Origin of the sequence: Streptomyces pseudovenezuelae, from assembly GCF_029892565.1 — a bacterium.
Classification (GTDB): domain Bacteria; phylum Actinomycetota; class Actinomycetes; order Streptomycetales; family Streptomycetaceae; genus Streptomyces; species Streptomyces pseudovenezuelae_A.
The window spans coordinates 31,547-50,293 of record NZ_JARXVH010000004.1; the positions used below are offsets into that span (position 1 = coordinate 31,547).

20 protein-coding genes are annotated in these 18,747 nt (G+C 70.3%); 10 read left to right on the top strand and 10 right to left on the bottom strand.

Features of this window, described 5'->3' with window-relative positions; genetic code table 11:
• Positions 1 to 68: 68 nt before the first annotated feature.
• Positions 69 to 1,271 (bottom strand): lipid-transfer protein, encoded by a 1,203-nt coding sequence (locus M2283_RS12935; RefSeq protein WP_280876314.1) that lies wholly within the window; start codon positions 1,269 to 1,271, stop codon positions 69 to 71.
• A 184-nt stretch (positions 1,272 to 1,455) separates the two neighbouring features.
• On the opposite strand from M2283_RS12935, the gene M2283_RS12940 reads away from it, so the two are divergent.
• The 4 genes from M2283_RS12940 (at position 1,456) to M2283_RS12955 (ending at position 6,259) form a co-directional block, all read left to right on the top strand.
• Positions 1,456 to 3,192 carry an MFS transporter gene (locus M2283_RS12940; protein ID WP_280876315.1) on the top strand — a complete coding sequence of 579 codons (1,737 nt, stop codon included), beginning with the start codon at positions 1,456 to 1,458 and terminating at the stop codon, positions 3,190 to 3,192.
• Positions 3,193 to 3,435: 243 nt separating this feature from the next.
• The gene (locus tag M2283_RS12945) at positions 3,436 to 4,332 is read left to right on the top strand and encodes an RICIN domain-containing protein (RefSeq protein WP_280876316.1); all 897 of its coding nucleotides are present in this window, start codon (positions 3,436 to 3,438) and stop codon (positions 4,330 to 4,332) included.
• Entirely contained in the window at positions 4,329 to 5,492 is a 1,164-nt protein-coding gene (locus tag M2283_RS12950) for a sialidase family protein (protein WP_280876317.1), read from the top strand. Before M2283_RS12945 ends, M2283_RS12950 begins: the two co-directional genes overlap by 4 nt.
• Before the next feature lie 128 nt (positions 5,493 to 5,620).
• A complete protein-coding gene (locus tag M2283_RS12955; RefSeq protein ID WP_280876318.1) occupies positions 5,621 to 6,259 on the top strand; it encodes a class I SAM-dependent methyltransferase in 639 nt (212 codons plus the stop codon).
• Between the two features lie 13 nt (positions 6,260 to 6,272).
• Here the strand turns inward: M2283_RS12955 and M2283_RS12960 are convergent, their stop codons facing one another.
• Entirely contained in the window at positions 6,273 to 6,452 is a 180-nt protein-coding gene (locus M2283_RS12960; protein ID WP_280876319.1) for a hypothetical protein, read from the bottom strand.
• A 113-nt stretch (positions 6,453 to 6,565) separates the two neighbouring features.
• Here M2283_RS12960 and M2283_RS12965 point away from each other — a divergent pair, with 113 nt between their 5' ends.
• The 3 genes from M2283_RS12965 (at position 6,566) to M2283_RS12975 (ending at position 9,546) form a co-directional block, all read left to right on the top strand.
• Positions 6,566 to 7,555: an N-acetylmuramoyl-L-alanine amidase gene (locus M2283_RS12965; RefSeq protein WP_280876320.1), complete on the top strand. Its 990-nt coding sequence runs from the start codon at positions 6,566 to 6,568 to the stop codon at positions 7,553 to 7,555.
• An 83-nt stretch (positions 7,556 to 7,638) separates the two neighbouring features.
• Positions 7,639 to 8,427 (top strand): hypothetical protein, encoded by a 789-nt coding sequence (locus M2283_RS12970; protein ID WP_280876321.1) that lies wholly within the window; start codon positions 7,639 to 7,641, stop codon positions 8,425 to 8,427.
• Between the two features lie 108 nt (positions 8,428 to 8,535).
• Entirely contained in the window at positions 8,536 to 9,546 is a 1,011-nt protein-coding gene (locus tag M2283_RS12975; protein WP_280876322.1) for an LLM class F420-dependent oxidoreductase, read from the top strand.
• 39 nt (positions 9,547 to 9,585) lie between these two features.
• Here M2283_RS12975 and M2283_RS12980 read toward each other — a convergent pair whose 3' ends face one another.
• Positions 9,586 to 10,179, bottom strand: a complete 594-nt coding sequence (locus M2283_RS12980) for a hypothetical protein (protein WP_280876954.1) — start codon at positions 10,177 to 10,179, stop codon at positions 9,586 to 9,588.
• A gap of 153 nt (positions 10,180 to 10,332) precedes the next feature.
• Here M2283_RS12980 and M2283_RS12985 point away from each other — a divergent pair, with 153 nt between their 5' ends.
• Positions 10,333 to 10,620 (top strand): hypothetical protein, encoded by a 288-nt coding sequence (locus tag M2283_RS12985; protein ID WP_123999533.1) that lies wholly within the window; start codon positions 10,333 to 10,335, stop codon positions 10,618 to 10,620.
• 4 nt (positions 10,621 to 10,624) lie between these two features.
• On the opposite strand, the gene M2283_RS12990 is transcribed toward M2283_RS12985, so the two are convergent.
• Genes M2283_RS12990 through M2283_RS13000 form a run of 3 tightly spaced genes read right to left on the bottom strand, consistent with a single transcriptional unit; the run spans position 10,625 to position 13,811 of the window.
• A complete protein-coding gene (locus M2283_RS12990) occupies positions 10,625 to 11,695 on the bottom strand; it encodes a prenyltransferase/squalene oxidase repeat-containing protein (RefSeq protein ID WP_280876323.1) in 1,071 nt (356 codons plus the stop codon).
• On the bottom strand, positions 11,692 to 12,435 hold the full coding sequence (locus M2283_RS12995; RefSeq protein ID WP_280876324.1) for a class I SAM-dependent methyltransferase: 744 nt from the start codon (positions 12,433 to 12,435) through the stop codon (positions 11,692 to 11,694). Before M2283_RS12995 ends, M2283_RS12990 begins: the two co-directional genes overlap by 4 nt.
• Positions 12,429 to 13,811: a glycosyltransferase family 4 protein gene (locus tag M2283_RS13000; protein ID WP_280876325.1), complete on the bottom strand. Its 1,383-nt coding sequence runs from the start codon at positions 13,809 to 13,811 to the stop codon at positions 12,429 to 12,431. Before M2283_RS13000 ends, M2283_RS12995 begins: the two co-directional genes overlap by 7 nt.
• A gap of 210 nt (positions 13,812 to 14,021) precedes the next feature.
• Here M2283_RS13000 and M2283_RS13005 point away from each other — a divergent pair, with 210 nt between their 5' ends.
• Positions 14,022 to 14,687, top strand: coding sequence for a TetR family transcriptional regulator (locus M2283_RS13005; protein ID WP_280876326.1), 666 nt, complete (start codon positions 14,022 to 14,024; stop codon positions 14,685 to 14,687).
• Between the two features lie 20 nt (positions 14,688 to 14,707).
• On the opposite strand, the gene M2283_RS13010 is transcribed toward M2283_RS13005, so the two are convergent.
• Together M2283_RS13010 and M2283_RS13015 are read right to left on the bottom strand one after the other, a co-directional pair.
• Positions 14,708 to 15,730, bottom strand: coding sequence for a questin oxidase family protein (locus M2283_RS13010; RefSeq protein ID WP_280876327.1), 1,023 nt, complete (start codon positions 15,728 to 15,730; stop codon positions 14,708 to 14,710).
• 83 nt (positions 15,731 to 15,813) lie between these two features.
• The gene (locus M2283_RS13015; protein ID WP_280876328.1) at positions 15,814 to 16,086 is read right to left on the bottom strand and encodes a hypothetical protein; all 273 of its coding nucleotides are present in this window, start codon (positions 16,084 to 16,086) and stop codon (positions 15,814 to 15,816) included.
• A gap of 163 nt (positions 16,087 to 16,249) precedes the next feature.
• Here M2283_RS13015 and M2283_RS13020 point away from each other — a divergent pair, with 163 nt between their 5' ends.
• Positions 16,250 to 16,981 carry a hypothetical protein gene (locus M2283_RS13020; protein WP_280876329.1) on the top strand — a complete coding sequence of 244 codons (732 nt, stop codon included), beginning with the start codon at positions 16,250 to 16,252 and terminating at the stop codon, positions 16,979 to 16,981.
• On the opposite strand, the gene M2283_RS13025 is transcribed toward M2283_RS13020, so the two are convergent.
• Both M2283_RS13025 and M2283_RS13030 read right to left on the bottom strand, forming a co-directional pair.
• The gene (locus tag M2283_RS13025) at positions 16,935 to 17,168 is read right to left on the bottom strand and encodes a ferredoxin (protein WP_280876330.1); all 234 of its coding nucleotides are present in this window, start codon (positions 17,166 to 17,168) and stop codon (positions 16,935 to 16,937) included. The two genes, M2283_RS13020 and M2283_RS13025, sit on opposite strands and share 47 nt — an antisense overlap.
• 5 nt (positions 17,169 to 17,173) lie before the next feature.
• A complete protein-coding gene (locus M2283_RS13030) occupies positions 17,174 to 18,631 on the bottom strand; it encodes an aldehyde dehydrogenase (RefSeq protein ID WP_280876331.1) in 1,458 nt (485 codons plus the stop codon).
• Positions 18,632 to 18,747: the final 116 nt, after the last annotated feature.

Consider the following 18,747-nt stretch of genomic DNA (forward strand, 5'->3'; position numbering starts at 1 on the left):
GTCATACTCTCAACCCGCCTGCGCCCCTTGCATCGGGATTTCGCCGCACCCGCCCTGGACCCCAGGTCCTAGGACAGGACCTGGTCCCCGGCTCGCAGCAGCGTCACCACCGCAGCCCCACCCAGCCCGATGTTGTGCGCGAGCCCGACCCTCGCGCCCGGCACCTGCCGCTCCCCCGCCGCGCCCCGCAACTGCCATGCCAGCTCGGCCACTTGGGCCAGCCCGGTGGCGCCCAGCGGGTGCCCCTTGGAGATCAGGCCGCCGGACGGATTGACCACCCAGCGCCCGCCGTAGGTCGTCGCCCCCGACTCGACGAGCTTCCCGGACTCGCCCGCCGCGCACATACCGAGGGCCTCGTACGTCAGCAGCTCGTTGATCGAGAAGCAGTCGTGCAGCTCTACGACGTCCACGTCGTCGATCCCGAGTCCGGACCGCTCGTACACCTGCCGGGCCGCCTCGCGGGACATCGGCTGTCCGACCACGTCGATGCAGGAACCCGACGCGAACGACTCCTCCGTGTCCGTCGTCATCGCCTGGGCGACGATCTCGACGAGGCCGGTGAGTTCGCGCCGCTCGGCGAACCGTTCCGAGACGACCACGGCCGCCGCCGCGCCGTCCGAGGTCGGCGAGCACTGGAGCTTGGTCAGCGGCCGGTGGACCGTGCGCGCGGCGAGGATGTCGTCGACCTCGTACACGTCCCGGAACTGCGCGTTCGGGTTGTGCGCCGAGTGCCGGTGGTTCTTGGCGGCAACGGCGGCGAGCTGCGCCTCGGTGGTGCCGTACCTCTCCATGTGCTCGCGGGCCGCGTCGCCGAAGATCTGCGCGGTGGGCGGGGTCATCTCGAAGCCGTGCCGAGCGGCCATGATCCCGTAGTGCCGGGCGACGGGGGACGTGGAGAAGTCGCCTCCGTCCGCTCCCCCACCCAGCGCGCCCTTCTTCATCTTCTCGAAGCCCAGCGCCAGTACGCAGTCCGCGGACCCGCCCTCGACGAGTTGCCGGGCCAGCATCAGGGCGGTGGAGCCGGTGGCGCAGTTGTTGTTGACGTTGTAGACGGGGATGCCGGTGAGACCCAGCTCATAGGCGGCGCGCTGGCCGGCGGTGGAGGGCTGGAAGCAGTAGCCGACGGGAACCTGTTCCACCTCCGCGTAAGTGATCCCGGCGTCGGCGAGCGCCGCGCTCCCCGCCTCCCGCACCATGTCCCAGTACTGCCAGTCCCGGGTCTCGGGCTTCTCGAACCTCGTCATGCCGACCCCGGCCACGTAAGCCTTCATGGCGCGGAGACTAGAACAGGTTCCATTTATTCGCCAGACCTGGACTGGGATGTCCACCAACCCCTGACGGAGACTCAGATCCCCATGACGTGGTCAAGAATTGATTAGAGGTGCGAAGCAACGGAATAGTTGCCCATGCATACGAGGTTTACCCAGCACTTATTCTCACTGGAGGCCTCACCTCATGACCCACACGACCAACGAACAGCCCGCCCGGGCAGCCAGCGGGGCCGTGGTCCCGGTGCTCGCCTTCGCGGGCATCGTTGTCGCGGTGATGCAGACCCTGCTCGTCCCGGTCATCAAGGACCTGCCGCAGCTGCTGGACACCGCGCCCAGCAACGCGACCTGGGTCCTGACCTCGACGCTGCTCTCGGGCGCCGTCGCCACCCCGATCATGGGCCGGCTCGGCGACCTGTACGGCAAGCGGCGGATGCTGATCTTCAGCCTCGCCGTCATGGTGGTCGGCGCGCTGGTCAGCGCCCTCACCAGCGACCTTCTCACGATGATCGCCGGCCGTACCCTGCAGGGCTTCGCGATGGGCGCGATACCGCTGGGCATCGGCCTGATGCGCGACATGCTGCCCCGCGAGAAGCTCGGCTCGGCGATGGCCCTGATGAGCTCCTCGATCGGCGTCGGCGGCGGTCTCGCGCTGCCCGCGGCGGCCCTGGTCGCGCAGCACATGGACTGGCACGCCCTGTTCTACGGCGCCGCCGGCCTCGGCGTGCTCGCCATCGGCCTCACCCTCCTCGTCGTACCGGAGTCCCCGGCGCGCGCCAAGGGGACCTTCGACGTCCTGGGTGCGATCGGCCTCTCCATCGGCCTGGTCCTCTTCCTGCTGCCGATCACCAAGGGCAGCGACTGGGGCTGGACGTCCGGCACCACGCTCGGCCTGTTCGCCGCGGCCGTCGTCGTACTCCTCCTGTGGGGCGTGATGGAACTGCGCCTCAAGGCCCCGCTGGTCGACCTGCGCACCACGGCCCGTCCGGCCGTCCTCTTCACCAACCTCGCGTCGATCATGGTCGGCGTCAGCTTCTACGTCGTCTCGCTCGTCCTGCCCCAGCTGCTCCAGCTGCCGAAGTCGACCGGCTACGGCCTCGGCCAGTCGATGGTCTCCGCGGGTCTGCTGGTGGCCCCGCTGGGCCTGACGATGATGTTCACGGCCCCGGTCTACGCCCGCCTCTCGGCGAAGTACGGCCCCAAGGTCACCCTGATCATGGGCATGGTGATCATCGGCATCGGCTACGGCGCGGGCATCGGCCTGATGAGCGCCGCCTGGCAGAGCCTGGTCATCGCGGTCGTCCTCGGCGCGGGCATCGGCCTGGCCTACTCCTCCCTGCCCGCGTTGATCGTCGGCGCGGTCCCGGCCTCGGAGACGGGCGCGGCGAACGGCCTCAACACCCTGATGCGCTCGATCGGTACGTCGGTCTCCAGCGCCGTCATCGGCATGGTGCTTGCCAACACCGCGAACAACGTGGGCGGCGTCGCGATCCCGACCATGCACGGCTTCCGCGTCTCCTTCCTGATCGCGACCGGCGCGGTGGCGATCGGCCTGCTGATGGCCCTGTTCCTCCCCAAGCCCAACCGTGCCCCGCAGCTGAACTTCAGCAGCGAGGAGGAGGCCAACCTGGAGCGCGCCGAGCAGATCCTGCGCGGCTTCCGCGGCCGGGTCCTGGACGCCGGCGGCTCCCCGGTCGCCCGCGCCAAGGTCACCCTGATCGACCGACGGGGCCGGCAGGCGGGCGCGACCCTCTCCGACGAGGACGGCAGCTACGCGCTGACCGTGCCGTCCGGTGGCGCGTACGTCCTCGCGGCGCGGGCCACGGGGCACGGTCCGCTGGCGTCCTCGGCGACCCACGGGGGCGAGGAGCGTCCGGTGGATCTGGACCTGTCCCTGCCGTCGGAGACGGTTGCGGCTCCCTGACACCGGCACGACAGCGCCAACCGTCCGATAACCTGAACGGCGACCCGAGCGGCCCTCCCTACGAGGGCCGCTCCTCGTTCTGCACGGGAAAGGTTCGCCGCCGCGTTGTTCGTCCGTGGCCGTCTGTTCCCGGCAACGTCACCCCGCCCGCATGCGCTTGCCATTTGCTGCCCAGGCAGTCAGGCGACGGAAAAAGAGAGGGTGCTTGATGTCATGCCCCTGAAAAGACCGAGGAACATCTTCATGGCCTCCGCCATGGCGATGTGCGTGCTCGCCGCGACGGTGGTGTGGACGTTGGTGTTCTCCACACCCGCGAGTGCGGAGGGCGCCTGGAGAAACCTCATCAACGTCAACTCGGACAGATGTCTGGCCGTATCCGCCACCGGCCCGGCCAACGGCGCCGGCCTGGTCCAGCGGACCTGTGACGACATCAACGACGAGGACTGGGGCCTAGTCGCGGTGGCGGGCGGGAACGGCGACCGCTACCAGATCGTCAACCGCAACAGCGCCAAGTGCCTCGCCATGCCCAGCGCCAGCGTGGCCAACGGCACGCAGGCCATTCAGTGGTCGTGCGGCAGCGGCAGCGAACAGATCTGGGTCTACGACAGCTGGAACCGGCTGCGGAACCTGAACAGCGACCGGTGCCTGGCGATCCTCGCCTCCGACACCACCAACCTCGCCCAGGCCGTCCAGTGGACCTGCTCGGACAACACCGACCAGCGCTGGACCTGGTTCGACCACGACGCCGTCTCGGCGCGCCTCTACAACATGGCCACCGGTTTCTGCCTGGCCGACTCCAGCTCCGACACGGCCAACGGCGCCGCGATGATCCAGTGGGCGTGCAGCAACAGCGCCAGCAACTACTGGTCGCTCGAAGCCGTGACCGGCGGCTACCGGGTGACCAACAAGGCGAGCGGCAAGTGCCTCACCCCCGCGGTCGGCACGGCCCTCGGCGCCAAGGCCGTCCAGCAGCCATGCGGCATCGGCACCGACCAGGTCTGGATCCACGACAGTTGGGACCGGCTGCGGAACGTGCAGAGCGACTACTGCCTCGCCATCCCCAGCAGCAGCCCGACTCCCGGAACGGAAGCCATCCAGTGGACCTGCACGGACAACGTGAACGAGCAGTGGCTGTGGTGACGCTCCGACGGGCCTGGCCCGTTCTGCTGACCGTGGTGGTGCTGACCGTGCTGACCACCCTGCTCCTGCCCCGCACCGCCTCCGCCGAGCCCATCCCGGGCGAGTCGCTCGTCTACACGAACCTCGCGAGCAAGGGCGACGGCACGCGCACCCCCGACATCGTGGCCACCAGCGAGAACAACGCGGTCGTCGTCTGGCGGGAGGGTCTGCGGCCCGGCAACCGCGACATGGGCTACATGCGGTACGCGTACACGACCGACGGCGGATCCCACTGGAGCCGCCCCCAGACGCTGGCCCAGGAGACCGACCAGTACGCCTACCACTACGTCATCCTCTACCAGGCCGGCAGCACGCTGTACGCCTACCTGGGGCGCACCACCATCGCTGACACGGACGGCGACGGCGCGGACGGCGACGCGACCGACGGACTCAACCACAACGGCCTTCCGATCAACGCCACCCTCCTCAAGACCAGCACCGACCAGGGCCACACCTGGCAGAACGCCTCCCTCAGCGTGCCGGTCAAGACCAACCTCGTCTTCTCCGGCCACCCGCTCCAGCGGCAGGACGGGACGTACGTCATGCCGTACTGGTCGTCGGGGCGGGAGAACGGGGTGCTGTTCTCCAGCGACCTGCGCACCTGGACGCTCGGTGGCCACATCAGCGGTTCCGGGCTGGTGGCGGGAGAGAACCAGATCGGCTACTCGCAGAACCCGGCGAATCCGAGCGCCCCGAAGAATTCGCTGTTCATGGTCGCCCGCGACGACCGGGCCGGCGCCGCGACGACCACCAGCACCGACGGCGGCGTGACCTGGCAACCGTTCGTGGCGGACGCCGACCTGCCGAGCAACAACATCGCCAGGAGCTTCTTCACCACGGACAGCAACGGCCGGTACCTGTACATCTACAACACCGGTGCGGGCTTGAGCAGCCGGGACATCCTCGACTACAAGACCAGAGGCCCCGGCGCGACGGCCTGGAGCGCCGCCAAGCGCTTCGCCGACGGCCCGGAGGACACCAACACGGACCAGCCCGACGGCAAGGGCTGGGACAACTACCCCATGGCCGACGAGTACGCCCCGGGCAAGTTCTGGGTCGTCTGGGAGTTCGACACCACCCGCATCAAGACGAAAACGCTCGACATATCCGACGCACCCTGACACCACGGCCCGAACGCCACCGCCCGGGCACCCCTGTCCGCACTCCCTGCCGCACCCCCTGTCGCCTCCGCGGCAGGGGGTGCGGCAGCATGGGCCGCCCAGACACGCGTACGACCGAGAGGACCCCCATGCCCGCGGCCCCCAAGCCCGAGATCCTGGCCGCGTTCGAGGCGGCGAAGGGCTTCATGCCCGTCGACGAGGGCCTCGCCCTGTACGCGGCCGCCGTCGAGGCGGGCGCGCTCGGGCTGCCGCTCCTCGAAGTCGGCACGTACTGCGGCCGGTCCACGATCCTGCTCGCCGACGCGGCACGACAGGCGGGCGTCACCGCGCTGACGCTCGACCACCACCGCGGCAGCGAGGAGCAGCAGCCGGGCTGGGAGTACCACGACCCGGAGACGGTCGACCCCGAACTCGGCCTGATGGACACCCTGCCGACCTTCCGCAGGACGCTGCACCGGGCAGGCCTGGAGGACCACGTGGTCGCCGTCGTCGGCCGCTCACCGCAGATCGCGAAGTTCTGGAACTCCCCCCTCGCCCTCGTCTTCATCGACGGCGGCCACACCGACGAACACGCCACCGCCGACTACGAGGGCTGGGCCCCGCACGTCGCCGAGGGCGGCCTCCTCCTCATCCACGACGTCTTCCCGGACCCGAAGGACGAGTTCACCGGCCAGGCCCCGTACCGCGTCTACCTCCGCGCCCTGGAGTCCGGCGCCTTCACCGAACTCCCGTCGACCGGATCGCTGCGCGTCCTGCGGCGGACGTGACGCAGAACCTGCCTCAGGAGAGCCGCGCCACGGCCGTCCCGTAGAGCGCGGCCCGCTCCGGCGTCAGATACCGCGAGACCCGGACGAGGAACCGGCCCTGGACGTAGTCGTACTCGGCGAGCGCCGGCACGGATTTCGTGACGCCCCGGATGCAGTCCGCCCGCGCCTTCGCATCCGCCGGATCCGCGAACACTTCGATGGCGCCGTGTTCCCTTGTCCGGCGGGGTGTTCGGGTGCGCTCAGGACAGACCGCTCCCGGTACGGGGATCCCGACCGCGCGTGCTGACGGCCGCTAGGGTGGCTCCCGTGTCGTACGTAGGCCCGGATTTCGATCCCCCCCAGTCCCGCCGTTCCCGTCGCCGTCCCCTGACCGTCGCGGCCGCCGCGCTCGTGCCGGGGGCCCTGCTCGGGTGGCTCGTGTACGAGGCGGTGGGAGGGACCGGCGACGGTGGCGGGTCGGACCAGGCGGGGTTGGGGACGTCGTCGTACAGCAGCCCTGCCGACGATTCCGCCGACTCCCCCAGCGCGTCCTCTCCCTCCGCCCCCTCCTCCTCCGCGGCGGACGACAAGCAGCCGGGGACGAGTTCGACGCCCCGCACCTCCGCGCCCGCCGGATCCACCCCGCTCAGGGGCAAGGTCGTCGTCATCGACCCGGGGCACAACCCGACCAACTTCCAGCACACGGCCGAGATCAACCGCAAGGTGAACATCGGCACGAACTCGAAGGAGTGCGACACGACGGGGACGTCCACCAACGCCGGCTACCCGGAAGCCCAGTTCACGCTGGACGTCTCGCGGCGGCTGCGCGCGCTGTTGGAGAAGCAGGGCGCCACGGTGAAGTTCACGCAGGACGGGAACCGGCCGTGGGGGCCGTGCGTGGACGAGCGGGCCGAGATCGGGAACAAGGCGAACGCCGATGCCGCGATCTCCATCCACGCGGACGGCGCCGCCGTCGGCAACCGCGGCTTCCACGTGATCCTGCCGGGCTCCGTGCACGCGGGCGCCGCCGACACCCGTAAGATCGTCGCCCCTTCGGCCGATCTCGGCGAGCGCGTCGCGGGCAACTTCCTGCGCGCGACCGGCAGCGCCCCGTCCAACTACATCGGTGACGGCACCGGACTGGTCACGCGGACGGACCTGGGGGGTCTCAATCTGTCAACGGTTCCCAAGGTGTTCATCGAATGCGGGAACATGCGCGATAGCAAGGATGCGGCACTGCTCACCAGCGGCGCCTGGCGACAGCGGGCCGCGCAGGGGATCTCTGAGGGAATCGTGAGTTTCCTGCGCGGTTCCTGATCGGCGGGCGGATCCCAGCGGACACCCAGGTCGGGTGGACGATAGGGTCTACCGACGACGAGACGACCTACGAAGGACCTGAAGTGAATATCCGCTCCCTCACTCGAGGCGACGGCGTGGTGATCGGGGCAGCGGTATTGCTGTTCATCGCGTCCTTCCTCAAGTTCTACTCCGCCGATGGTTTCAACCTCGATGCGAACGCGTGGGAAAACCTCGGCACGGGCCTCGGCGTGTACATGGGCGGAGTCATCGGCGCCGCCCTGATCGTCGTCAACCGTGCGCTCCCGCAACCGCGCAAGATCCTCGGCCTGGACCTCGGCACGGTCGGCGTGGCGTTCACGGTCCTCGCCGCGTGGGCCATGTTCTGGACGCTGGTGGATGTCCCGGACGGCGCCAGCGCCGCCATCGGCCTCATCCTCGGCTTCCTCGCCGCCCTCATCCTGGCCGGCGGCGCCATCGCCACCCCGCTCCTGCCCCCGCTGCAGGCGGCCCTGCTCCCGGCCCCCAAGCCCGCGACGGCCCAGCCCTACGGCGCCCAGCCCCCCGGTGGCTACGGCTACCCGGGCGCACAGCAGCCGCAGCAGCCCCAGCCGTACGGCGGTCAGCCGCAGCCGGGCCAGCCCTACGGTGCCCAGCCGGCGCCCGCCGCCGCCCAGCCGCCGCAGCCGGCCGGGGAGTTCGCGCCGTTCTGGTTCGCCGTGCCGGTGCCGCGCCCCCTGTTCGCGGAGGACGGCTCGCCGTCGCCGATCGCCGAACTCGCGCCCGGCACCTGGTACTTGGCCGTCGAGCAGCGCGGTCCGAGCCTGGTGGCGCAGACGCAGGACGGCCGCCGTGGCGTCCTGCAGGACACGAGCGGCATCCAGCGCGGCTGAGTCCCACCGCCGAGTTTCCCGACGGCCCCCCGCCCTTCCCGGCAGGGGGTCGTTGTCGTACAGTCGCCAGCGGTCACCCGGTATCTGACGGATCGTCAGGAGGCAGGCATGCGGCTCGGTCTGGCACTCGGTTACTGGGGTCGCGGCCCCTCCGCGGACCATGTACCGCTCGCCCAGGAGGCGGAGCGGCTCGGCTACGACTCCGTGTGGACCGCCGAGTCGTGGGGATCGGACGTCTTCACGCCCCTGACCTGGATCGCCGCGCAGACCTCAAGGATCAAGCTGGGTACGGCCATTGCCCAGATGGCGGCCCGCTCCCCCACCACCACCGCGATGCACGCCCTCACCCTCGACCACCTCTCCGGCGGGCGCGTCATGCTCGGACTCGGGCTGTCGGGACCGCAGGTGGTGGAGGGCTGGTACGGACGGCCGTTCCCCAAGTCGCCGCTGACCGCGACCAGGGAGTACGTCGACGTCGTACGGCAGGTGTTCCGGCGGGAGGCGCCGGTCGAGCTGGACGGACGGTTCCACTCCCACCCCTATCGCGGCGCGGACGGCACCGGTCTCGGCAAGCCGCTGAAGCCGATCACGCACCCGCTCCGCCCCGACCTGCCGATCCTGCTCGGCGCCGAGGGCCCGAAGAACGTCGCCCAGACGACGCAGATCGCGGACGGCTGGCTGCCGTTGTACTGGTCCCCGTCCCGACCGGACGCGTACGGACCGGCACTTGAGGAACTCCCCCCGGGTTTCCGCGTCGCCCCCATGGCCCGCGTCCAGGTCTGCGACGACGTGTCCGAGGGCCTGCTCCCCGTCAAGACCATGCTCGGCTTCTACATCGGCGGCATGGGCCACGCGGCCCGCAACTTCCACGCCGATCTGATGGCCCGCATGGGGTACGAGGAGGAGGCCCGCCGGATCCAGGAGCTGTTCCTCTCCGGCCGCCGCGAGGAGGCCGTACTGGCTGTGCCGGACGCCTTCGCCGACGAGATCTCCCTGGTCGGCCCACGCGAACGCATCGCGGAACGCCTGGAGTTGTGGCGCAAGGGCCCGGTCACCGACCTCCTCGCCCTGTCCCCGGACCCGCACTCACTGCGGGTCCTGGCGGAGCTGAACTCCTGAGAGCGGAGCCGAACTCCGCAGAGCCGGGATGAACTCCTGCTAGCCGCCCGCGAGTTGTCCCGCCGACGGCACCTTGTCCGTCACCTCCGCGCCCGCGCTCTTCCCCGCGTCCTTGACCTTGTTGATGATGTCGTCGAAGGAACCGGCCACCGAGTCGGCGGAGTCGCCCTTGCGGAGCTTGGACGGGAGGTCCTTGAGGGAGTCGATGCCCGCGGTGAGGGGTGCCAGGGCCTTGGAGAGGGTGGGGTCGCCCTTCGCGTTGCGGGTGGCCGCCTTGAGCCGGTTGTAGGCGAACGCGCCCGCGAGGCCCGCCTTGACCAGGGCGAACCTGCGGCCCTTGGCGCCCTTCTCGAACTTGCCGGCCTTCCAGGGCTTCACGATCCACTGGTACGACGCCCCGGCGGCCAGGCCCGCGTTCGCCACGAAGCGGGTCTTGGCGAACTTCTGGCGCTGGGCCGAGGTGCTCGGGCTCGGGGTGCCGGCCTGGTCCGCGGCGATCGCGGCCGCCGCGGCGGTGGTCTCCCGGGCGCCGCTCCTGTCGCCGCCGCCGCTGCTGCCGCAGGCGGTGGCTCCGGCCAGCAGGGCGCAGCACAGGGTGAGCGCCATGACCAGGCGCCGTATCGGTACAGGTATCGGTACGGGCTTCTGTACGCGCACGAGAAGTCCTCCGGCGTGTCCTCCCCGAGCGGGCGTTTTCCTCCGACAGCCTCACCCGGGTCGGGCGGGGGCGCCACTCGGGCGAAGCCGTCCGGGTTTCATATGCGATCCGGCGGCAATGCGGAACACATGTCTCGATACAGCAGCGGCAATCGGGCCGGCGCGGTCATAGCGATCGTCGCCGACGTCATGGCCCTCATCCTGGGCCTGTGGATTCTGATGTACCTCCTGGACGCCAACCGCGCCAACGACCTGGTGCAGTTCGTCCACAACATGGCCTACTGGCTGGCCGGCTGGTCGCGCGACCTGTTCACGTTCGACGAGGCGTGGGCACGCGTGGTCGCGGGCTACGGACTGGCAGCGGTCGTCTACCTGTTCATCGGCCACGCCATCGCCGGACGCATGCAGCGCCACTGAAGTCTCAGTTACAGCAGTCCGGGTCCAGCCCCCTGGGCAGGTGTTCGCCGCCGAACACCGTGCAGGTGGCCTCGTGTCCGCCAAGTGCGGCGACCGCGAGGAGGAGCGAGCCGGCCGTCCAGGTGGTGAGTTCCTGGGGCCAGATCGTCTGGTCCTCGAAGACGTAGCCGGTCCAGTACAGCCCGGTCTCCTGATCGCGCAGGTGCTGGATCGACTGAAGGATCTCCAGCGCACGGTCGGACTCGCCCAACGCCCAGAGGGCGAGGGCGAGTTCGGCCGATTCGCCGCCCGTCACCCACGGGTTGGGCACGACGCAGCGCACGCCGAGGCCGGGCACGACGAAGCGCTCCCAGCCTTCCTCTATACGGGACTTGGCCTCCGTACCGGTCAACGCGCCGCCCAGCACCGGGTAGTACCAGTCCATCGAGTAGCGGTCCTTGTCGAGGAACCGCTCCGGGTGCCGGCGGATCGCGTGCCGCAGTGCGCCGACCGCCAACTCCCAGTCGGGCTGCGGCTCTTCACGCTGATCGGCGATGGCGAGCGCGCAGCACAGGGCATGGTGCACCGACGAGGAGCCGGTCAGCAGCGCGTCCGCGGTGAAGGTGCCGTCGTCCTCGCCCTTCCAGCCGATCTGTCCGCCGGGCTGCTGGAGCCTGAGCACGTACTCGACGGCCGCGTACACCATCGGCCACATGCGGTCCAGGAACATGTCGTCGCCGGTGGAGAGGTAGTGGTGCCAGACACCGACGGCCGCGTACGCCACGAAGTTCGTCTCGCGGCCGCGGTCGGTGACGTCGGCGAAGTCCCCGTCGGCGTAGGCCGCGTACCAGGATCCGTCCGCGTTCTGGTGGCGTGCGAGCCACTCGTAGGCCCGCTCGGCGGCCTCGTGCTCGCCGGCCGCGTCCAGGGCCATCGCGGCCTCGGTGTGGTCCCAGGGGTCGAGGTGGTGCCCGCGGAACCACGGGATCGCCCCGTCCTCCCGCTGCACCGCGAGGACGCCGTGGACGGTCGCGGCGGCTTCCTCCTCGGTGAGGACCCCGGCCAGGACGAGGTGTTCTGTCCGGGGGGTGGTCACTTGGCGGCCGCCTCGGCGAGGCCGGGCAGGTGCGGCTTGGTCGCGTAAGCCACGAAGCTCTTGCCGATCAGCGGGTTCAGCGCCTGTTCGGCGACCCGGGTCGCGAGGGGTTTCTTCATGATGTCCCAGACCAGCAGCTTGTGGTACGCCTGCACGGGCAGCGCCTTGTCGTTGTCGACGCCGAACGCGCACTTCAGCCACCAGTACGGCGAGTGCAGGGCGTGGGCGTGGTGCCGGCCGTAGGGGCGCAGGCCCGCCTCGCGCATCTTGGCGAGCAGTTCGTCGGCCTTGTAGATGCGGATGTGGCCGCCCTCGACCTCGTGGTAGGCGTCGGACAGTGCCCAGCAGACCTTCTCGGGTCCGTAGCGCGGCACGGTGATCGCGATCCGGCCGCCGGGCTTCAACACCCGTACCATCTCGGCGAGTACGCCCTTGTCGTCGGGGATGTGCTCCATCACCTCGGAGATGATGACGACGTCGAAGGACTCGTCGGGGAAGGGCAGCGCCAGGGCGTCGCCCTCCATCGCGGTCGCGGTGGCGCCGGCGGGTGCCTCGCCCGCCTCCTCCATCGCCGCGAACCATTTGGCGACCTCGCGGATCTCCTCGGCGTTCTGGTCCAGCGCCACGACCCGGGCGCCGCGCCGGTAGCACTCGAACGCGTGCCGGCCGGCTCCGCAGCCGAGGTCCAGGACGCGGTCGCCCGGCGCGAGCGGGAACCGGGAGAAGTCGACGGTCAGCACGTGGCCCTGCTTTCGGATGAGATGCCTGCAACACTGACGGCCGCCGGGCGGCCGGAGCTGTGGGCCGCGGCGGCGTCGATCGCCTCGCGGTAGCGGGCCACCGTTCCCTCGGCGGCCCGGGCCCAGGTGAAGCGGGCCAGCACCCGCTCACGGCCTGCCCTGCCGAGCCGCTCGCGCAGCTCCGGGTCACCCAGCAGCCGGCTCAGCCCTGTCGCCAGCGCCCCGGGATCGCCCGGCGGCACCGCGAGGCACGTCTCTCCGTCAGGACCGGCGACCTCGGGGATCGCGCCGCCCGTGGTCGCGACGAGCGGGGTACCGGTGGCCATGGCCTCGGCCGCCGGCAGCGAGAAGCCCTCGTACAGGGACGGCACGCAGGCGACCTCCGCCGAGCGGATCAGGTCGACCAGTTCGGCGTCCGAGATGCCCTTGACGAACTCGACGGCGCCTTCGAGGCCGTAGCGCTCCACGGCCTGTGCAACGGGCCCCTCGGCGGGTCTTTTGCCGACGACGACCAGGTGCGCGTCGGGGTGTTCGGTACGGACCTTGGCGAGCGCCTCCACCAGGAAGACCAGGCCCTTGAGGGGGACGTCCGCGCTGGACGTCGTCACGATCCGGCCCGGCACGACGGACACCGAGGGGTCGGGCGAGAAGAGCTCGGCGTTCGCGCCGATGTGGACCACGTGGATACGGTCGTCCCGCACCCCCAGCTGGTCGACGATCTCCCGGCGGGAGGTGCCGGAGACGGTGAGGACCGAGGGCAGCCGGCGGGCCACCCGGCGCTGCATGCGCGTGAAGGCGTACCAGCGCCGCTTGGACAGCCGCTGGCGCAGGTTCTCGGCGGCGTCGATCTCCAACTGCCGGTCCACGGTGATGGGGTGGTGGATGGTCGTCACCAGTGGCGCGCCCACATCCCCCAACAACCCATATCCCAGGGTCTGGTTGTCGTGCACGACATCGAACTCACCACGCCGGGCGCGCAGATGACGGCGGGCGCGCAGGGAGAACGTCAGCGGCTCCGGGAAACCGCCGGTCCACATCGTGCCGACTTCGAGGGCGTCGATCCAGTCGCGGTACTCGTCGCGCTTCGGAGTGCGGAAGGGGTCCGGCGAGCGGTAGAGGTCGAGGCTCGGCAGCTCGGTGAGGCTCAGTCGGCCGGCGTGGTCCTCGACCTCGTCGAGCACCGGGTAGGGCTGGGATCCGATGACCTCGACGCGGTGGCCGAGGCGGGCGAGTTCGCGGGAGAGATGGCGGACGTAGACGCCCTGGCCGCCGCAGAACGGGTTCCCTTTATAGGTGAGGAGTGCGATACGGAGCGGTCGCTCGCCGTCGGTTGCGAGGTCTTCCTGGAGACCCGCCTGACTGGCCTCAGCGGTCACTCTGAGCCCCCTTCTGCCTGCACTGTCCCGCGAGATTACGCCGGGACGCTAATCTAGAACAAGTTTCAGACTTGATCGTCCAGGAGGCTCTGAATCTACCGGCAGGTAGGGGCGCTGTGAGAAGTGGATCAGGTGATTCACACCACGGCGGAGCCCCTGTCATGATCGGCCCGATCACTCGCCCTCACCGACTGTCACGGAACGGGAACCATGCCTGCGGAAGCCAAGCCGGCCAAGGTGGAGGCCAGAACCTCCCCGCCTCCCTCCCTGCCTTCCTCCGCGCCGCTGACCGAGCGCCAGGAGGCGCGTCGGCGGCGGATCCTGCACGCGAGCGCGCAGTTGGCCAGCCGGGGCGGTTTCGACGCGGTGCAGATGCGTGAGGTGGCGGAGTCCTCCCAGGTGGCCCTGGGCACGCTCTACCGGTACTTCCCGTCCAAGGTCCACCTCCTGGTCGCCACCATGCAGGACCAGTTGGAGCACATGCACGGCACGCTCCGCAAGAAGCCGCCGTCGGGCGAGACCTCGGCCCAGCGGGTCGCGGAGACCCTGATGCGGGCCTTCCGCGCCCTGCAGCGCGAGCCGCACCTGGCCGACGCGATGGTGCGTGCGCTGACCTTCGCGGACCGCAGCGTCTCCCCCGAGGTCGACCAGGTCTCCCGCCAGACCACGGTGATCATCCTGGACGCGATGGGCCTGGAGAACCCGACCCCCGAGCAGCTCTCCGCCGTCCGCGTCATCGAACACACCTGGCACTCTGCCCTCATCACCTGGCTCTCGGGCCGCGCGTCCATCGCCCAGGTCAAGATCGACATCGAGACGGTATGCCGGTTGATCGACCTGACGGACCCGACAGACCCGACGAACCAGGGCCGCTAGGGCTCTAGGCCACTAGGGCTCTAGGCGAGGGGCTCGCTCAGTTCGATGGCGCGCAGGGCCGCCGCCAAGGCCTGTTCGTCGCCGATGTCGAGGGCCGTGTCGGTCAGCTTGATGACGTGTTCGTCGCCGTGCGCCAGGGCCCGTTCGAAGACTTCTTCGGGGGTGAGAGTGCCCGGTGGGGCGTACGCGACCGGGGCGTCGGGCGCGTACATCGCGGTCACCGCCGCGGATGCCGTCCAGGCGGCCCGCAGGCTCGGTATCCACAAGGCGTGCGGAAGCGCGGGAAGGGTGCGCAGGACGGCGTTGGGGGCGGTGGCCGCGTGGACCAGCATCGTCTGCTCGCCGTGGCCATGGGTGGCGTAGCGGTGAGTGGCCGCCCGCACCAGTTCGGCGAGGCGGCCGTGTGCCTCGTCCGGGTCCGTGACGGTGGCCGCCCACACCGGCAGGCCGGTGACGCCGCTGAGCCGGGCGCGAAAGCCGCCGTCCCGTTCGGCGATGGGCGGCACCGCGTCGAGGGCCTCGGCCGCGCTGTCGGCGCCGGGCAGTGGGGCGACATCCGTGACGGAGTGGTAGTCGGCGGCCCAGTAGCCGAGGCCGTGGGCGAGTTCGACCAGACGCGGCTCGGTGCCGTCGTCGGCCAGAAGGGTGCGCACGGCGTGGCCCACCCGGATCACCGGATGCGTCGCGCCGCCGTACAGGCCGGGCAGGAGACGGGGCCACCACTCGGTGAGCACGTCGCGCCATGGACGCTGGGCGATCTCACGGCCGAAGTAGTCGATCCAGTCGGCGACGCGGCGCGGATCGCCAAGGGCTGCACGCCAGTTGGCGTCGGTGACCGGCTCGATGCCGGACGGAAACTCCTCAAGCTTGCGTGCGTACAGGTCGAGCCACCGGTGCACCGAGCCGGCCCGACCGTGCGCGGCCAGGGCTTCGACGGCCATCGGCGCGTGATTGCTGAGCCGTCCTTGCCGCTCCGGCCCTGAGCTGTGCAGCCGCTGGAGCGCCTCGTCGAGAATGCCCGTCGTATCACCCGTCGTGTCCATGGTGAGGACGGTAGGCGGGGCGCCACGGTGGCGTAACGGGCTGAAGGCCTAGGTCCGGGCCTAGGCCCGGACCCGAGTCGGGCCTAGGTCGCGTCTCGAAGTCGGCTTCCCTGCTGCAGGGTCAACGGCCTTGCCCGCTCAAGGTCCGCGTCGCCCCACATCACGAGCCTTCGTGCAACGCCCTGACGTCCCCTCCCCCGACGGACGGAGCCGAGGAGCCGGACCAGCACCTTGAGCGCCACGCTCCGTCGTGTCGGTCTGCGGGACCACACGGCGGGGAGCACGACACCGACGTAGACGGCCGCGAAGACGAACACCGCGAACAGCACGTGCAGTTGGAGCGACGGGAACGTCACCACGCTTCCTCCAGGGCGACGGCCGACTGGTTGCGGGACGAGGTTCTCCCGGCCGGGAGCCGTCAGGGCCGGATCCCGAACAGCCCCGAACTCCGGGCGTAAGACGCAGGTCGGGCCCCACCCTTCGGAGTGTTCCGGCGAATCGGACCGAAGGGACGGGGAGTTGGCCGCAGCACCGGCGGACGCCGACGGACCCCTCGCGGACTTCTGTGCCGAACTCCGCCGCCTCGTGCGCGCGTGCGGCAGGCGACGATCGCCGCGGAACTCCGGCAGGACCCCGAGCTGGACCTCGGACCTGCTGAACGGGCGCCGGCGCACCGAACCGGACTTCGACGCGGTACGGGAGATCCTGCGTCTGTGCGCCGAACGGCGCGGGCCAGGCACTCGTGGGGGTCGTCCGCCCGTGGGCATGCGGCTGGACGTGGAGTGGTGGCGGGGGCGGTACGAGGAGTTGGTGCGGACCCTGGAGGCGGCGCGGGAGTCGGGGCGGAGGCAGGGGCCGCCGGCGCCCGCTCCTCCTGCCGCTGCCGCTGCCGCTGCCGAGTACGTACCGCCCGCGCTGGAACTCGACGCGGGAGCCTACCTGGACATGCGCGTCGAACAGGCCGTACACCTCCTGGCCGACGGCCGCCTCGAACTGACCCACACGAGCGACGAGTTGCCGGTCCCCGCAGGATCTGGACCGGACGACCGCTCCCGTTTTCTGGACGACCTGCTAGCCGGTTTCCCGGATCGGGCGCGGAGGGCACGAGACCTCCTCGCCGCCCTCCCCACCACCGCCTTCGGACTCCTCCGCCCCTCGGACCTCCCCGCTCCGCGCGGCCCGACTCTTGCTCCGACTCCTACTCCTACTCCTCCGGTGGAAACACCGGCTCCCCGCTCCCCAGCAACGTGATCACGATCGCCTCCACCGGACAGCTCTCCGCCGCCTCCAGGATGCGTTCGTTCGCGTCGGTCTCCGGTTCGACGGGGTGGGACTGCATGGCGGAGTCGAGGTGGAAGGCGCCGGTGGCGCGGTTGACGCACTGGGCCGAGCCGATGCAGATGGAGCGGTCGACCTCTACCTCCCAGCGGTCGCCCATACCGCTCACGCCTCCCAGCCGGCCGGCAGGTGGATCATCTTGTGTTCGAGGAACTCGCCGTAGCCCTCGGGCCCGAACTCCCGCCCCAGACCGGAGGACTTGTAGCCGCCGAAGGGGCCGAGCATGTCGAGGCTGAAGGTGTTGACGGAGTAGGTGCCGGTACGGACCTGGCGGGCGATGTCGATGCCGTGGGCGACATCGGCGGTCCACACGCTGCCGGACAGCCCGTAGTCCGAGTCGTTCGCGATCTTCACGGCCTCGGTCTCGTCGCCGTACGGGAGCAGGCAGATGACGGGGCCGAAGATCTCCTCGCGGGCGATCCGCATGGAGTTGTCGACGTCGCCGAAGAGGGTCGGCTCGACGTACCAGCCACGGTCGAGGCCGGGTGGACGGCCACCGCCCGTAAGGATTTTGGCGCCCTCTTCCTGGCCGATGCGGATGTAGTCGAGGTTGCGCTGCTGCTGGCGTTTGGCGACCAGCGGGCCGACCTGGGTCGCCGGGTCCAGCGGGTCGCCGACCACCAGCGCGCTCGCCGCCGCGGCGAAGGCGTCCGCGAACTCGTCGTAGCGCGAGCGCGGTACGAGGATGCGGGTCTGGGCCACGCAGGCCTGGCCGTTGTTCATCCAGGCCGCCGAGACGATGCCGGGGACGGACGTCGTGATGTCGGCGTCGGGCAGGACGACCGCCGCCGACTTGCCGCCCAACTCCAGTGTCACGCGCGTGAGATTGCGCGCGGCGACCTCCATCACGCGCTTGCCCGCCGGCACCGACCCGGTGAAGGAGACCTTGTCGATCCCGGGGTGCCCGACCAGGTACTCACTCACCTCGCGATCGGCGGGCAGGATCGACAGCACGCCCTCCGGCAGCCCGGCCTCCTTGGCTATCTCGCCCAACAGATAGGCGTCCAGGGGCGATTCGGGCGACGGCTTGAGAATGACCGTGCAGCCGGTCAGCAGCGCGGGCGCGAGCTTGGCGGCGGCCACGAACTGCGGGACGTTCCAGGGGACCACGGCCGCGACCACCCCGACCGGCTCCCGGCGGACCAGGATCTTGCCGAGGACGCCGTCACGCGTCTCCTCGTAGGTGAAGTCCCGCGCGACCTTGATCGCCGAGTCCCACACCATCATCGCGCCGAGCGCCTGCGCGAGGACGCTCCAGGAGTACGGCGACCCGTTCTCGGACGAGATCACGCGGGCGATCTCCTCGTGCCGTACGGCGATCCCGTCCTTGATCCGGCCGACCACCTCGATCCGCTCGTCCAGTGTCATCCGCGGCCACGGCCCCTGGTCGAACGCCGTCCGGGCCACGGCGACCGCCCGGTCCACGTCCGCCGTCGAGGCATGCGGCACCCGACCGATGACCTCCTCGGTGTGCGGCGAGATCACCTCGATGACGTTCTTGCCGAGGGGATCGGTCAACTCCCCGCCGATGAACAGCTGTCCGTGTTCCACGAGCTCGGTCATGGCCGACTGCCTCTCCGGATCCTCGCCTCTGAGTCTCTGACGATCCATCAGATACGCACTCAGTGGAACTGATACCAGTTCCACTCGGAGGAGTCCACGGAACGGGACGGACGGAT

Coding starts and splice junctions, on each gene's coding strand:
- M2283_RS13030 (WP_280876331.1), bottom strand. CDS start 18,631: ATGACCGAGCTCGTGGAACACGGACAGCTGTTCATCGGCGGGGAGTTG.
- M2283_RS12935 (WP_280876314.1), bottom strand. CDS start 1,271: ATGAAGGCTTACGTGGCCGGGGTCGGCATGACGAGGTTCGAGAAGCCC.
- M2283_RS12975 (WP_280876322.1), top strand. CDS start 8,536: ATGCGGCTCGGTCTGGCACTCGGTTACTGGGGTCGCGGCCCCTCCGCG.
- M2283_RS12940 (WP_280876315.1), top strand. CDS start 1,456: ATGACCCACACGACCAACGAACAGCCCGCCCGGGCAGCCAGCGGGGCC.
- M2283_RS13025 (WP_280876330.1), bottom strand. CDS start 17,168: ATGGGCGACCGCTGGGAGGTAGAGGTCGACCGCTCCATCTGCATCGGC.
- M2283_RS12985 (WP_123999533.1), top strand. CDS start 10,333: ATGTCTCGATACAGCAGCGGCAATCGGGCCGGCGCGGTCATAGCGATC.
- M2283_RS12955 (WP_280876318.1), top strand. CDS start 5,621: ATGCCCGCGGCCCCCAAGCCCGAGATCCTGGCCGCGTTCGAGGCGGCG.
- M2283_RS12945 (WP_280876316.1), top strand. CDS start 3,436: ATGGCCTCCGCCATGGCGATGTGCGTGCTCGCCGCGACGGTGGTGTGG.
- M2283_RS13010 (WP_280876327.1), bottom strand. CDS start 15,730: ATGGACACGACGGGTGATACGACGGGCATTCTCGACGAGGCGCTCCAG.
- M2283_RS13005 (WP_280876326.1), top strand. CDS start 14,022: ATGCCTGCGGAAGCCAAGCCGGCCAAGGTGGAGGCCAGAACCTCCCCG.